The sequence below is a fragment of the Hydrogenophaga sp. L76 genome (assembly GCF_057654755.1).
This window is the reverse complement of the sequence record NZ_CM172807.1, coordinates 1,057,430-1,071,965: the sequence shown is the minus strand read 5'-3', so window position 1 is coordinate 1,071,965 and position 14,536 is coordinate 1,057,430. Positions and strand designations below refer to the sequence as shown.

Annotated in this window: 17 protein-coding genes; 3 read left to right on the top strand and 14 right to left on the bottom strand. The window is 59.2% G+C overall.

Going from position 1 to position 14,536, the window contains the following annotated elements; genetic code table 11:
• Positions 1-157 precede the first annotated feature (157 nt).
• Positions 158-1,345 carry a branched-chain amino acid ABC transporter substrate-binding protein gene (locus AC23D4_RS05115; RefSeq protein ID WP_472890268.1) on the top strand — a complete coding sequence of 396 codons (1,188 nt, stop codon included), beginning with the start codon at positions 158-160 and terminating at the stop codon, positions 1,343-1,345.
• An 813-nt stretch (positions 1,346-2,158) separates the two neighbouring features.
• The gene (locus AC23D4_RS05110; protein WP_472890267.1) at positions 2,159-3,385 is read left to right on the top strand and encodes an IS256 family transposase; all 1,227 of its coding nucleotides are present in this window, start codon (positions 2,159-2,161) and stop codon (positions 3,383-3,385) included.
• A 52-nt stretch (positions 3,386-3,437) separates the two neighbouring features.
• Here the strand turns inward: AC23D4_RS05110 and AC23D4_RS05105 are convergent, their stop codons facing one another.
• Positions 3,438-3,626 carry a helix-turn-helix domain-containing protein gene (locus tag AC23D4_RS05105; RefSeq protein WP_487623701.1) on the bottom strand — a complete coding sequence of 63 codons (189 nt, stop codon included), beginning with the start codon at positions 3,624-3,626 and terminating at the stop codon, positions 3,438-3,440.
• 230 nt (positions 3,627-3,856) lie between these two features.
• Between AC23D4_RS05105 and AC23D4_RS05100 the strand changes: the two genes are divergently transcribed.
• Complete coding sequence (locus AC23D4_RS05100) at positions 3,857-4,126, top strand: hypothetical protein (RefSeq protein ID WP_472890265.1); 270 nt, start codon at positions 3,857-3,859, stop codon at positions 4,124-4,126.
• A gap of 36 nt (positions 4,127-4,162) precedes the next feature.
• Here AC23D4_RS05100 and AC23D4_RS05095 read toward each other — a convergent pair.
• The 13 genes from AC23D4_RS05095 to queE all read right to left on the bottom strand — a co-directional run bounded on the left by AC23D4_RS05095 (position 4,163) and on the right by queE (position 14,519).
• A protein-coding gene (locus AC23D4_RS05095) for an IS3 family transposase (protein WP_472887725.1) occupies positions 4,163-5,250 on the bottom strand; the annotation gives its coding sequence in 2 pieces (ribosomal slippage) (positions 4,163-4,998 and positions 4,998-5,250; 1,089 coding nt in all).
• 932 nt (positions 5,251-6,182) lie between these two features.
• Positions 6,183-6,971, bottom strand: a complete 789-nt coding sequence (locus tag AC23D4_RS05090) for a hypothetical protein (protein ID WP_472890490.1) — start codon at positions 6,969-6,971, stop codon at positions 6,183-6,185.
• Between the two features lie 102 nt (positions 6,972-7,073).
• Complete coding sequence (locus AC23D4_RS05085; RefSeq protein ID WP_472890491.1) at positions 7,074-8,225, bottom strand: hypothetical protein; 1,152 nt, start codon at positions 8,223-8,225, stop codon at positions 7,074-7,076.
• 17 nt (positions 8,226-8,242) lie between these two features.
• Entirely contained in the window at positions 8,243-8,914 is a 672-nt protein-coding gene (locus AC23D4_RS05080; protein WP_472890492.1) for a hypothetical protein, read from the bottom strand.
• A complete protein-coding gene (locus AC23D4_RS05075) occupies positions 8,911-9,222 on the bottom strand; it encodes a hypothetical protein (RefSeq protein WP_472890493.1) in 312 nt (103 codons plus the stop codon). Before AC23D4_RS05075 ends, AC23D4_RS05080 begins: the two co-directional genes overlap by 4 nt.
• Entirely contained in the window at positions 9,219-9,779 is a 561-nt protein-coding gene (locus AC23D4_RS05070; RefSeq protein WP_472890494.1) for an RNA polymerase sigma factor, read from the bottom strand. Before AC23D4_RS05070 ends, AC23D4_RS05075 begins: the two co-directional genes overlap by 4 nt.
• A 76-nt stretch (positions 9,780-9,855) precedes the next feature.
• The gene (locus AC23D4_RS05065; RefSeq protein ID WP_472890495.1) at positions 9,856-10,218 is read right to left on the bottom strand and encodes a glycogen-binding domain-containing protein; all 363 of its coding nucleotides are present in this window, start codon (positions 10,216-10,218) and stop codon (positions 9,856-9,858) included.
• A 112-nt stretch (positions 10,219-10,330) separates the two neighbouring features.
• Complete coding sequence (locus AC23D4_RS05060; RefSeq protein ID WP_472890496.1) at positions 10,331-11,221, bottom strand: hypothetical protein; 891 nt, start codon at positions 11,219-11,221, stop codon at positions 10,331-10,333.
• A 200-nt stretch (positions 11,222-11,421) separates the two neighbouring features.
• Positions 11,422-12,135: a 5,6-dimethylbenzimidazole synthase gene (bluB, locus tag AC23D4_RS05055; protein ID WP_472890497.1), complete on the bottom strand. Its 714-nt coding sequence runs from the start codon at positions 12,133-12,135 to the stop codon at positions 11,422-11,424.
• Between the two features lie 265 nt (positions 12,136-12,400).
• Entirely contained in the window at positions 12,401-13,165 is a 765-nt protein-coding gene (cobA, locus tag AC23D4_RS05050; RefSeq protein ID WP_472890498.1) for a uroporphyrinogen-III C-methyltransferase, read from the bottom strand.
• On the bottom strand, positions 13,155-13,508 hold the full coding sequence (locus tag AC23D4_RS05045; protein WP_472890499.1) for a (2Fe-2S) ferredoxin domain-containing protein: 354 nt from the start codon (positions 13,506-13,508) through the stop codon (positions 13,155-13,157). Before AC23D4_RS05045 ends, cobA begins: the two co-directional genes overlap by 11 nt.
• Positions 13,509-13,521: 13 nt before the next feature.
• Positions 13,522-13,887, bottom strand: a complete 366-nt coding sequence (locus AC23D4_RS05040) for a 6-carboxytetrahydropterin synthase (protein WP_472890500.1) — start codon at positions 13,885-13,887, stop codon at positions 13,522-13,524.
• On the bottom strand, positions 13,884-14,519 hold the full coding sequence (queE, locus tag AC23D4_RS05035) for a 7-carboxy-7-deazaguanine synthase (RefSeq protein WP_472890501.1): 636 nt from the start codon (positions 14,517-14,519) through the stop codon (positions 13,884-13,886). The genes AC23D4_RS05040 and queE overlap by 4 nt, the downstream gene beginning before the upstream one ends.
• Positions 14,520-14,536 lie beyond the last annotated feature (17 nt).

The window sequence follows — 14,536 nt, the reverse complement described above, 5'->3', positions numbered from 1 at the left end:
CCCATTCGTTGACGTGATGCAGGTCGGGGCAAACCCTCGAAGCGGCCCCTGTTCTATTGGTGCGCATGTAACAACCGGGATTTTTGGAGTATCTTTACGGATGTGGAGAAAAAAGTTCCCTCCGCATTCCAACTTTGTTCCTTATCTGAGGATAGCTATGCAACTGAACATGAAACTGGCCGTTATCGCTGCGGCTGTCGCCCTGGCCGCTTGTGGCAAAAAAGAAGAGGCAGCACCTGCAGCCGCTCCTGCCGCTGCACCTGCAACTGCTGAAGCCCAGGTCATCAAGATCGGTCACGTTGGTCCTACCAGCGGCGGCATTGCCCACCTTGGCAAGGACAACGAAAACGGTGCCAAGATGGCCATCGAGGAGTTGAACGCGGCCGGCCTGACCATTGATGGCAAGCCCGCCACATTCGAACTGTTGGCCGAAGATGATGCAGGGGACCCGAAGCAGGGTACCGCCGCCGCCACCAAGCTGGTGGACGCCAAAGTGGCGGGTGTGATCGGTCACCTGAACTCCGGCACCACGATTCCCGCCTCGCAGATCTACAACGACGCTGGCATTCCCCAGATCTCCCCCTCGGCCACCAACCCCAAGTACACCCGTCAGGGCTACGCTGGCGTGTTCCGCATGGTGGCGGATGACGTGCACCTCGGTGGCACGCTCGGCAAGTACGCTGTGGAAACCCTCAAGGCCAAGAACGTGGCCGTGATCGACGACCGCACGGCCTATGGCCAGGGCGTGGCCGACGAGTTCGAAAAGGGCGTGGTCGCTGCAGGCGGTACCGTTGTGGGACGTGAATTCACCAACGACAAGGCGACCGACTTCAATGCCATCCTGACCACGCTGAAGGCCAAGAAGCCCGACGTCGTGTTCTTCGGAGGCATGGACGCCGTGGCCGGCCCGATGCTCAAGCAGATGAAACAGCTGGGCATCAACGCCAAGTTCATGGGTGGCGACGGCATTTGCTCCAGCGAGCTGCCCAAGCTGGCCGGTGACGGCATGGCCGACGACCAGGTCTACTGCGCGGAAGCCGGTGGCGTTGAAGGCGAACAAAAAGAAGGCATGGACAAATTCCGTGCTGACTTCAAGGCCAAGTACGGTGCCGACGTTCAGGTGTACGCCCCTTACGTGTACGACGCTGTGAAGGTCATGGCCAACGCCATGGTCACCGCCAACTCGTCCGATCCGGCCAAGTACCTGCCTGCCCTGAAGGCCACGGATTACAAGGGTGTGACCGGCAACATCGCTTTCGACGAAAAGGGCGACATCAAGAATGGCGCGCTGACGCTGATGACCTACAAGGCCGGTGTCCGCACCACCTTGGCGGTGATTCGCTGATCTGACGAAGCGGCCCTGCAGGGCCTCCAGCCTCTGCGCCGCAGGCGCTGGACATGTCAAAACAAAACCACCTTCGGGTGGTTTTGTTTTTGGTGCACTTCAGGGTGTTTGCCGCGAGGCTTTGTGAGGGATCTGGGCACGCGCCTTGCTCGGCGGGCACACGGCGGATTTGCAGGCGATGTCGGTCAGCATTTTGGGGGAACAACTCGGCGAAGTGGCCAAAAATCGGGTTTTATTCCCCCGATGGTTCCCCCGTTTTGATCGAGCTGCAACGGGTCTATCCGGAATCTGGCGGGACATAAATTTCAATAAACCGTATTGAAATCAATGTATTGCGAGACAATGTGGAACTTCCTGGGACCTCTTGAGACTTTTCAATGGCCTGCCCGGTGGGACTCGAACTCTTATATGAGGTTAAGGGCTAGTGAAGGCAGAGTATAAGTGAGAAAATTACCTATGAAGTAGCTAGTAGATTTAAATATGCGTCTAGTTGCGTATTTACGTGAGGAGCTGTTCTCTTGTGCATTCGTTCAAAGTGAAGCTCGATGCTGCTTGTATGGGCACACAATCACCTGACGGAAAAGGTGTGCATGTGAGGTTGCGGTGGGATGTCCGCGGTCTTCAGGACTTGTTTGCTTTGCTCGTGAGCCTTGCAACTTGCTTGGCAGCCCCATGGTTCAAAGTGCTACTGAAGTAAGCCTGCAGCCACAAGTACCGTAGCGATTTGGAAGCAAGGGCGTTCCCGAGGGTGTACAGAATTTTGTGTAAACGGACAATCCACCGCCGGCGCAAGCCGGCCTGTCCGTAAGCACAATGAACACCAAGAAACACGACGTACCCGAAGAACTGCTGTCTGGCCTGCTGGCCAACTACAAGAAGCCTGAAGACCTCATCGGCGAGAACGGCCTGCTCAAGCAATTGACCAAGCTGCTGGTCGAGCGAGCCTTGGACGCCGAGCTGACTGAGCACCTGGGCCATGAACGCAACGAAGCGGTGGCCAACCCCGCCGGCAACACCCGAAACGGCAAGAGCAAGAAGACCCTCAAGGGGGAGTTTGGCGAGTTGCCCATCGAGGTGCCACGCGACCGCCATGGCAGCTTCGAGCCCCAGCTCATCCCCAAGCACCAGACCCGCTGGGCCGGCTTCGACGACAAAATCATCTCGCTATACGCCCGTGGCCTGACGGTGCGCGAGATACAGGCCCACTTGCAGGAGATGTACGGCACCGAGATCTCGCCCAGCCTGATTTCCTCGGTGACCGATGCTGTGGCCGATGAGGTCAAGGCTTGGCAGACACGACCGCTGGAGCCCATCTATCCCATCGTCTATCTGGACTGCATCCATGTGAAGGTGCGAGAAGGTGCTGTGCGGGTCAAGGCGGTGTACCTGGCCATTGGCATCACCATGACGGGCGACAAGGAGGTGCTGGGCCTGTGGCTGGCGCAAACCGAGGGCGCCAAGTTCTGGCTGCAGGTCGTCACCGAATTGCGCAACCGGGGCGTGCAGGACATCTTCATTGCCTGTGTGGATGGGCTCAGAGGTTTCCCGCAAGCCATCGAGGCGGTGTTCCCCAAGGCGGTGGTGCAGCTGTGCATCGTGCACATGGTGCGCCACAGCCTGAACTACGTGTCCTGGAAGCGAAGAAAGGAGGTGGCCGCCGACCTGCGCCGCATCTACACGGCCGCCACCGCCGAGGAGGCCGAGCTGATGCTCGGGGAATTCGAGGAGCGCTGGGATGCCGAGTACCTGCCCATTGGCCAGTCCTGGCGCAGGAACTGGAGCCGACTCATCCCGTTCTTTGACTACCCGCCGGAAATCCGCAAGGTCATCTACACCACCAACGCCATCGAGTCGGTGAACATGGGCCTGAGGAAGCTGACCAAGAACCGGGGCTCATTCCCCAGCGATGAGGCGCTGAGCAAGCTGTTCTACCTGGCCCTGCGCAACATCAGCCAGAAGTGGACCATGCCCATCCGGGATTGGAAGGCTGCGCTGACCCGCTTTACTATTCAGTTCGGAGACCGCATCTCCGTCAACTGAAGTCCGAACCGTTTACACAAAAATTCGGACACGCCCGCGTTCCCAGGGGAGCTCAAGTCTGCCGAGACTGCAGGCCAAAATGTTCGCGCTCCACTTCTCTGAAGAACTCGAACACGCTCAGTCCTAGCGTGGTTGCAATCACATCGAGTGCGTTCAGCGTCGGATTGGCAAGCCCACGTTCAACCCGACTGACATATGTCTGATAGAAGCCACACCGCTCTCCAAAGACCACCTGCGACATTCCAGCGTCGATTCGCAGCCTCCGAATGCATTCCCCAACAGAGATACGTAGTGTGTGCTTCACATGGTCGAATATCTCGTTTATGCTCTAATTCGCATAAACACTAATTCATATAATCGCTCCATGGGGATACCTGCCCTGATCGCCGCTATGTTGAAAAATCAGCTCTCATCGATCGCAGTCATCGGTATGCAGGAACGAGAGTTTTTCAACATCAGGAGAGGTACCTAATGCAACTTCAGGCATTGCGTCCGAAGCATGGCGTTGATCTGCTTGAAGCACACAGCCTGATTCGCGGTAGCGGATGGCGAGCGGTGCTACCCGATGCTCTCCCTGAGCCAGTGCTACTGGGATTGGCACACGACTTCAAACTTATCGAGTGCGGGTTGGCTGGTGAACTTAAAGAGCAAGAAGACGACGCATCCTCGCTGGCGACGGCGATATACATCATTACGAAGCTCCTGACCCAGCATTCAGGAAGAGGTGAGGATGCAGGGTAATCCCCCCAATTTCCACAGTCCGCAGAAGTAGAACGGTTATGCAGCCATGGCCAGATGCTGCTTTGGGGTGAATCCGCCCAGGGCCATGTTCGGGCGGTCGTGATTGTAGGACCACATCCATTGCGTGGCGAAGTCCTGAACCTCTTCAAGGCTTGACCAGTGATACTGGGATAACCATTCGTATCGCACCGTCCGGTTGAACCGCTCAACGTAGGCGTTTTGCTGCGGCTTACCAGGCTGGATGTATTCGATCTGGATGCCCCATTCACTGGCCCAGTTCTGAATGGTGCCGCTGATGTTCTCCGGCCCGTTGTCGCAACGAATCACCAGCGGCTTGCCTCGCCAGGCAATGATCTGCTTCAGCGCCCGGATCACCCGCTCACTGGGCAGCGAGAAGTCCACCTCAATGCCAAGCGCCTCACGGTTGAAGTCGTCGATCACGTTGAACAAGCGCAGATTCCTGCCGTCCTCCAGCCTGTCGTGCATGAAGTCCATGGACCAGACCTGATTGATAGCCTGCGGCACGGCCAATGGTTGCGGCTTCTCCCGCATCAGCCGCTTGCGTGGCTTGATGCGCAGGTTGAGCTCCAGCTCGCGGTAAATGCGGTAGACCCGTTTGTGGTTCCAGCCAAAATTCTTCACGTTGCGCAGGTACAGGTAGCACAGGCCGAATCCCCAGTTGCGGTGGTTGTCCGTCAGGCGCATCAGCCAGTTGGCAATCTCCTCGTTCTCGGCGTTTTGTTTGCACTCGTAGCGGTAGCAGGATTCACTGATCGAGAACACCGCACAGGCGACTCGTATGGCGACGGCACGCTGCTGCACGACTTCCTTGGCCATCTCGCGCCGACGAGATGGCCGTGTTACTTTTTTGCGAGGTACTCGTTGGCGATTTCAGCCTTGAGCTTCTCCTCCAGATACATCTTCCTGAGGCGCCGGTTCTCGTCTTCAAGCTCCTTCATGCGGGCCATCATGGAGGTGTCCATACCGCCGAACTTGGCACGCCACTTGTAAAAAGTAGCGGTACTGATCCCCACCTCCCGGCAGATCTCTGGCACCGCCAGACCGGCCTCAACTCGCTTCAAGGCAGCCATGATCTGGCTGTCGGTAAATCTCGACTTCTTCACGTAGAACTTCCTTCTTGGAAAATTCTACTTCTGGGAACTTTGGTTTTTCGGGGGGATTACCCACCACGTCATGGATATCCGACTTGCACGCAACTGGCTGTCAACTACGGTATCGATCGGACTATTACCCTCAAAGGCGAGTCCATGAGAAAGGTCGCCAGGGCCGCTTGACGGACCCCGGCCTGCCACCGGTCCACGCTGATGGCGGACACTTCGGCTACGATTTGCCCGTCACTCAGGACACCCGCGCAGCGTGTCGGCCATCGCCTGGAACGCTGTCCGCGATGGGAATGGAATCACTGTCCGCCATCAGTGGAATGTGCAAACTCCACTTTTTAGGGGCAAGATCAAGGCAAGAAGGGGGTTTTGCGGACCTATCGTTAACGTGTAGCCCCTGAACCAGTGGTGGGTGTTGAAGGACCTGTTAGCGTTGGGCCACCAGCACCGCCCCCGGTGACTGCGCCACCTCCAGCACCAGCACCGCCCCCGGTGACTGTGCCACCTCCAACACCAGCACCGCCCCCGGTGACTGTGCCACCTCCAACACCAGCACCGTTGGGCGGGCCAAAAGAGAGCGGGCCGGAGCCGGGAGATTGCTGTTGATTAAAGCCACCTCCAAAAGATTGGCTGCCAGAGCCGCTCCCGCGGACTTGCGTGCTGAAGCTGCCATCAAGACTGCTGGCGCTGCCCGCGCTACCCCCCACCCCCATGCCGGTACCACTGCTGAAACCGATCATGTTTTCCTCGTTGGCGGGTGCCTGTGCAATCGCCATATTGGCGAAAAGGGCAATGCAGGCTGCTGAAGATACTGCGAGTTTCACATTCATTTCATTCTCCATTTGTTGAGACCAAAGCCTCGTTTGCATGAGACATCATTTCCTTCCTCGTTCTGGGGTGAGAAATGAAAGCCAACACCATTGATTTTCTGGCGATCAATAGCTGTAGTTCAGACCAAGTGAAACGATATGATTTTCATAGGCAGTTCCTGGAATATTGGACTTGTTGTCTTGAAAGGCATAGCCACCATTCACGTACCAGTTCTTTGCTATCCGCTGCGTGACCTCAGCGAACAGTGTTTGTGAATTGGTTCGGAAGGGCGTTGTGGTTTTGAAATCGCGCCTTGTATGGCTGAAGCCGAGGTTGATAAACGTGTTCTGGAGCGGGAGGTATCCCAGATTCACACCATAGGTGGATCCCGAGTAGCTGAAGGAATTGAGGTTGGCCTTGCTTTTGTCGTAATCGGCGATCGCTTTAACCCACACTGTCTTGCTCAATTGATTCTTGACCTCAAACGTTGCGCCTGCGCCGTTGGAGTCGCGTTCGTCTTGTTTGGTTTCTCGGTTGAAGCCACGCCCCGTGACTTGACCGGACCAGTTAGAATTAAACTGTTTATAAAGCCCGGCGCTTGCAATTACCGCTGAATTGTCAAGGCTGTTGTACCTGTTGTATGTTGAAGAGGATGCACCAAACTGGCCAATGAAATAGCTGGTTTTCAACGCATCAAGTGGCGTGTAATACACTGCGGAAGCATTCAGGGTGAGGTGGCTGTCACTCAACCGGCTTGCTTGGGTTGGCGAGCCGTTGACGTTGGCTTCATAGGTGGCTTTGGCACCTGCATTAAAGGTCATATCGGCATGAGCTGGCGCACTGTAAGCGACCACTCCTCCAGCCAAAATTGCAAAAACAAACGCAGCGGACAGGATGTTGGATTTGAGTTGCATAAGGTTCTTTCATTGAGTTGTGAAACAATGATGTTTGAAATCTTCCAGTGAGTAGAATTGCAAGTTGGCTTGGCTGCGGTGTAATGGTTTGAATGCGATGTTTCAGCCGCTCCTTCCTTGAGGAAAGCTGCCCCCTGGCGCACGGGTTGGTCCACCGCCGCCAGGAAAGCTGCCCCCTGGCGCACGGGTTGGTCCACCGCCGCCGGGGAAACTGCCGCCGGGCGCACTGGCCGGTCCACCGCCGCCGGGGAAACTGCCGCCGGGCGCACTGGCCGGCCCACCGCCGCCGGGGAAACTGCCACCGGGCGCACTGGCCGGCCCACCGCCGCCGGGGAAGTTGCCGCCGGGCGCACTGGCCGGCCCACCGCCGCCGGGAAAGCTGCCACCGGGCGCACTGGCCGGCCCACCGCCGCCGGGAAAGCTGCCACCGGGCCCAAAAAGCTGACCTGGGGCAGAGAGTGGTGGGCTTGCGGGCTCGACTCCTTCGGTACGGAGCTCGCGGCGCATGCTGGCAACAATGTCGACAACGGCTACCCCCTGGCGCAACTGGCCCAGTGCGTTTCGCTGCAACGCCTGAATCTGCATGGGTGTATATCCCGCACTCAAACTCGCTCTCGGCATCTCGAGGGCCTGGACAATCGTGGCGTCGTGTAAAAGCATCAGTTCAGCAAGATTGCCGGCAGCGATGAAACTCTCAGCGCTAGACGTCATACGTCCGTATTTCGTGGCAGATTCGGCGAGACTGGACAATACTCCCTTCGCGTCGTAGCGCTGCCGTAGACCGGCGCCCAAGTTGAGAAGTGCCTCGCGCTCTGCGGTCCCGGCATATTTAAGGCCGCGCGCTTCCATGGTCAGCAAGCTTGATTCAGCATCTTTCAATGCGCCGTGCCACTGGGACGCCACCATCAAAATGGTCTCGGCTGGCACCTTCTTCGCCATGCCTTCCAATATCTTGTCGCGCATCAATGCAACCGGCAGGCCATCGCGCCGCACCGTCGCGAGTTGCTGCACAAACGCTGCAGCCTGCCCAGCGGTGTATTGCTGCCGCGCGGCCTGACGCAGCATCGACTGCAAATCAGGCTCGCCCACGCCCACCTTTAAAGCACCTTCCAGATCTGTGGCCAGAGCTTGCTGCTGCGCCGGTACTTTTGCAACGTCGGCCGCCGCTTGCCTCAGCGCCGGGGGGAGCTCGGCGTGCGCCGTCGCTGTCAGCAAAAGGCACAGCAACAGTACAGGCATGCGAGTGTTTTTCATGTTCACGCCTTTTTGTCTTAGATCACGATTGCCACCGCGCTTTGCCTGCCGAAATCGTCCTTCACGCGCAGTTCAGCGCGCGGATCGGTCACCCAGCGCCGGCCGTCGATCAGGAATGCATACTGATACCTTCCCGAAGGGAGTGGAACGGTCACGCTCCATGTGCCGTCACCCAATGGCGCCAACTTGACTTCAGCCGCGCTGCCCCAGCCGTTGAAATCGCCGATCAGCACCACGCTATGGGCTTGTGGCGCATACAGGCTGAATTGCAGACCGTTGGCGCCGGCGCCGGGTGCGTGCGAAGCTGGGCTCAGTGGAGAAGGCGCTTGCGCCAACCCTACGCCTGGAGGCGTCACGGACAGGGGGGCGAGTGCGACGAACAGCACAGACGCCGCCAGTGCCGCCCCGCCAAACTCCCAGCCGAGCGTCGGGCGACTCCTCAGCCAATGGCGAAGGCGCGCGACGGCACTTTGCTTTCTGGGCTTGAGCGTTGCCATCACGTTGCGCGCCAGACTGGCTGGCGCGGCCACGCGCGGCAGGCGTTCTAACGTATCCAGTGCCTTGAGCGTGTCGAACAACTCGGACCGTTCGGTTTCACTCAAACGCCCCAGCAAAGCAACCTCTTCAGATCGGCTCATCTCCCGATCAAGGTAATGCTGCATATCCAGCTCTGTTGGCGATGTGCTCATGATAGTTTTCCGTACTCTTGCTCAAACATTTGGCGAGCGCGAAGCATTCTTTGTTTGATGCTCTCTTGTGTTTCGTCCGCCATTGAGACGATGTCCTGGCCACTGCGCGCTTCTGCCACAGCGTTCCAGGAAAAATCGACAGGAGCCGGCATGCGAGGCGCGCGCGCCAGCGCATCCTGCGCCGTGCGGTCAACAGGCAACTCCGATTTCTCGGACCCGCTCAGTTCGGCCAGCAGGTCGACCTCCTCGGAACGGCTCATTTCGTGATCGACATACCACTGCCAAGCGTCTGATCGCAGTGTGCTCATGCCAGTGCTCCATAAAGTTGCTTGAACATCTGGCGTGCACGGAACGTTCTGACCTTTACGTTCTCCTCTGTATCGTCGAGCATCGTGGCCATTTCCTGGATGCTGTGTCCTTCTAGGTGTTTTAGGATCAGAACTTCCCTGTAGTGCGAAGGCATCCTGTTGAGGATCCCCTGAATTTGGTCGTTCAACTGTCCTTGCTGCATCTGATGATCTGGCCGTGTAGCGTCTGTGGCGACCAAAGTACTGACGTGGTCCTCCAGGTCGTCGCAGAGCGTGTCGGCGCCGTTGCTGCGCAATAAATCGCGCGCCTTGTTAAGCGCGATCTGGCACAGCCAAGTGGAAAACGCGCTTCGTCCACCGAACATGTCAAGCTTCTGGTATGCCATCAGGAAAGCTTCCTGGCTGACGTCCTGACTGACCTCGTAATTGCCAAAGAATCGATACAGCACGTTAAACACCTTTTGTTGATGCCTTCGAACCAAGATTTCGTATGCCTCTGGACTTCCAGCCAAGCAGGCATCGATCAGCGCGTTGTCCGGCAGCTCTCGCATGACCATTTGTGGTTGTTGTTCTTGTCTATTGAGACGAGGAACGGGCCGAAAAAGTTACGCGCCCTCAGAGGACTGCTGGGATTCAGGGCAGAAGAAGGACGTTGTTTTCGCCGGAGAAGCCATCTTTCACAACCGGCTGCAGGGGATCAACGACCCTTGAACCGTCCACCCAGAACACGTATTCGATGCGCCGTGAACCGCCCGGCAACATCAACACCACCCGCCACATGCCTTTGTCGTCTGGGCCAGCCAAAGGAGTTGTCCCGCTTTGCCATTGATTGAAATCGCCGGTGATCTCGACTGTTTTCGCGTGTGGCGCGTGGAGGCTCAACGTGACCGCGCTTGAGCCGGGTTCGTCTGCCCAAACCCAGATCGGGGCAAGCGCAAATGCAAAAGCGAACAGCGACCGGCGCACCACATGAGCAAGCGGAATTTTGGTCATCATCAGCCAAGAGCTTACCCCTTCGACCTCTTGCGGACCACGCATATTTACCCCAACAGACCAGCGCTTGGCTGGCCTGCCGAGGCATGTGCACCTAAACCACCTGTGAAAGGCGTTAGCGGCCCATTGAGCCCGCGCCAGGACCCGAGACGACGGGACCCGCCCCCGGCGTTGCACCCGGGGCGCCCGAGCCCGCGCCAGGACCCGAGACGGCGGGGCTCGACCCGAACGTTGCACCCGGGGCGCCCGGACCCGCGCCAGGACCCGAGACGACGGGGCTAGACCCAAACGTTGCACCCGGGGCGCCCGGGCCTGAAACGACAGGACCAGCCCCAAATGTTGCGCCTGCGGCCCCCATGGGAGCTCCGGCGCTCATGGGATTGCCGCTGCCGAATCCGGCCACTGGATTATTTGTGGTCGCATTGCTACCAGCACCCGTGCCGGTGCCATTTCCGCCGGCATTGCTCCCAGTACCCGTACCAGTACCGGCACCCGTTTGGTCGTTATTGCTGGTACCCGTACCGGTCCCACTGCGAGCGGCCTGACTGCCTTCACCTGCTCCGCTGCCGCCGATACCCGAATTGACATTCACAAAAGCCTGCTCGGCGGGAGTGCCTGAGTTCACTGCGCCCTGGAAAGCGTTCAAAACGCCGACCGCCTGCGCTGCGGAGTAGTTGGCGTTGATGGCGTTTTCCGCGGTTCTGACCACCATGCCTGACGGGATTCCCTGCTGCAACTGTTCGCGCATTTCTGCACCAACACTGCGAAGACCAGCCGGGTCGTAGTCGCGTTTGATCGCATTGGTCACCACGGACAATGCATCGTCCACTGGCATGCCCGCCTGAACCAGATTATTGAGAACTTGCTTGGCAGCGCTTCTGTCATCGAGCGCGGGAATGCGATCCAGTTGAGCCTCGGCCTCCTGCTGCGTTGCAGCCACCGCGACACCGTTAAACAAGGTGACCAGAAGGGCGCTCAACAGCAGTGAAATTTGCTTGGTTTTCATGATTGATTTCCTATGATGTTCAGGTTGAGAGATCAAATTCGCAGGAGTCTCGCCAGTCGTCAATTTCTGACGCCGCACCTCTTAGACGCAGAATTTTGATTCTGGTTACGCAGGGCGTATCCCTCGCTTTCACTTCACACAAACATCTGGGAACGAGCACCCGTTTGTGTTCCCCTCGAACACTTGACTTCAGGATCCTGCTAAGGCGCAAGATCGGTGACGTCGATCCCAGACGTCGATCCCGTCGATCCAAGGGGCTGCTCCCAAGCGTCTTCAAACAGTACATCGTCCAGCGCGCAACGCGAAGCCCAGCGTTGCCGCTGGAGCATCGGCTCCTCGTAAAAATCATCTACGGGACCGATGCACAGCAAAGCGATCGGCTCGGCCCCTTCGGGCATTCCAAGCAGGCAAGCCACAGCGATTGGATCAAACAGCGAGACCCAGCCCATGCCAAGCCCCTCGGCACGGGCAGCCAGCCAGAGGTTCTGGATCGCGCAGGCGGTCGAGGCGAGGTCCATCTGTGGGAGTGTCCTGCGACCAAACACATGCCGCTCCCGTCCATTGGCAAGCGCGACCACCCAGACCTCGGCCGCGTCACTGATGCCCTCGACCTTGAGTCGCATGAAAGCCTCTTCGCGTTCACCCAACGCTCTGGCAGTCTGTACGCGTTCCCGCTCCACCAATGCCTGCAGCTGACAACGCAAGGCTGGAGACGCTACACGCAAAAAACGCCAGGGCTGCATGAAACCCACGCTAGGCGCATGGTGTGCGGCGGTGAGCAGCCGACGCATGAGCTCGGGCGCGACCGTTCCACCCGCGAAGTGCCGCATATCGCGCCGCTCAAAGATGGCGCGGTAAACACCGTCTCGCTCAGCGGGGGAGAAGTTCTGATCGGGAGTCGGTGTGTCGGGCATGTTGGGCTCTGTGTTCGATGTCGCACTGCGACGCGATGTTCGCGTGGTCTGCGTGCGCGTTCTGGGTCAACTCGGTCAGGTCTTGGTTGAACGCTGCCAATCTGTTTGATTGTGCTGCGTTCGCTGAAGCAGTACACGGAAGGTGAAAAGCACCAAGCACCGCGAATTCCTGCTGTTCTTCCGCTGCACTGCCTGTGCAGGAAGACAAAGACAGATGTGATTTTTTCTCTTTCTTCGCTGGCGTTGACGATGCTTTGGCATTCGCTCAGCCGATGGCGCTTCCATCGGCATGGAAGCCTGGGCTCAGTTGTACCGTCTCGCCAATGATCAGCAAACCGGGACGGGGGCCGTAGGCCGGCGCGCGTTCAACCAGGCGGCGAAGGCTGGAGGCCATCACGGTCTGGGTGGGGCGGGTGCCGTCGCGCACGATGGCCGCCGGGGTGTCGGGTGCGAGGCCGTGGCTGAAGAGCCGCTCGGCGATGTGGGCCAGGCGCTGGATGCCCATGTAGAACACCCGCGTCTGCCCGGGGCGCGCCAGGGCCCGCCAGTCGTGCGAGGCCTCGTGGTCGGCCAGGTGGCCGGGAAGGAACACGCAGCTGGCTGCGAGGTCGCGGTGGGTGAGCGGGATGCCCGCTGCCGCCGCACAGCCGCTGGCAGCTGTGACACCGGGTACAACCTCGAAGGCAATGCCTTCGGCCTGCAAGGCCTGAACCTCTTCCCCGCCGCGACCGAACACATAGGGGTCGCCACCTTTGAGCCGCACCACCCGCTGGCCGGCCTTGGCATGCTGCACCAGCAGGGCGTGAATGCTTTCCTGCGGCACAGCGTGGTTCCCCAGTGCCTTGCCTACGTACACGCGCTGTGCAGCGGTAGGAATCAGCGCCAGCACCTCGGGCGAGATCAGCCGGTCGTGCACCACGACTTCCGCGCGCTGCAGTCGGTCCAGCGCGCGCAGGGTCATGAGGTCGGCGGGTCCGGGGCCCGCGCCCACGATGGCGACAAAACCCCGGGTGCCCGTTTCATTGGTCATCGATGCCCCCGGGGCCCTGGTGAAACACCAGATCTTGCACCACCATACCGCCGACCAGATGCTGCTCGACGATGCGGTCCATGTTGGCGTCGGTCACGTTGTAGTACCAGGTGCCGTCGGGCTGCACACACATCACTGGACCGCCCTTGCAGGCAGCAAAACAGCTCACGCGGCTGCGCTTCACGCGCAGCTCCCCTTCGTGCAGACCGGCGGCCTTGAACTTGTCGCCCAGGCTGTCGAACAGGGCTTGCGAGGCGCCATCCTGCGTGCAGCGCGGGCCGGTGCAAACCAGCAGGTGGCGTTTGTAGGAACCGATGTGGGGTTTGATCACTTCTTCTGTCATGTTCAGGGTTTTTTTAGGGCAGGCGCAGGTCGCAGCGGTCGCCGATGCCGTCGCGCCATACCGAGACCCGGCTCAGGCGCACCCCCGACGGGGCCGTAAAACGGGCAATGAAAGCACAGAGGTTTTCGAGCGTCGGGATGCCCAGCCCCGCGACTTCGTCCAGCAGGTGGTGGTCCAGCTGCAAGCGCACCTGCTCCAGCAGCGCCCTGAGCTGGCCCAGATCAACCACCATGCCGGTTTCGGGATCTACGGCACCGGTCATCGCGATCTCGCCGCAGTAAGTGTGGCCGTGCACGCGCGCGCTGCCTTCCGTTTCGATCTCGCGCCGCAGCGTGTGCGCAGCGTCAAAAAAGAAACGCTGGGAAATTTCGTATGTCATCGGATGCCAACCATCTTGTGTGTTTGCAAACTCAACCGCCAGCGCGGGTCGCGCAGGCAGTATTCAATGGCCAAGAGGGTGTTATTTTTCAAGTCGGGTCCATCCATAGGCTGCAGCAGGTGATGCTCGAAGTCCAGTTCGACCAGCGCGTCAAGGTCGATGCCGGGCTGCGGGACCACGACCTTGAGTTCGCGACCAACGCGAAGCTTAAGCTGGGTGTTCGCCTTGGGACTGACGCACAGCCAGTCCACCCCCGCCGGCGCGTCGAGCGTGCCGTTGGTCTCCACCGCAATCTCAAACCCGCTTCGGTGCAGCGCGTCGATCAACTCTGCATCGACCTGCAACAACGGCTCACCACCCGTCAGCACCACCAGTTTCTGACCCTCCACCAACGCGGGCCAATGGACCGTCACGTGGTCGGCCAGCGCCTGTGCGGAATCGAACTTGCCCCCGCCGGTGCCGTCCACACCCACGAAGTCGGTGTCGCAGAACTGGCATTGAGCGCTCGCGCGATCGGCTTCCCGCCCGGACCAGAGATTGCAACCGGCGAACCGGCAGAACACTGCAGCACGGCCGACGTTCCCGCCTTCGCCCTGCAAGGTGTAAAAAACTTCTTTGACCATGTAGCTCATGGAAGGGATCTCGAGGT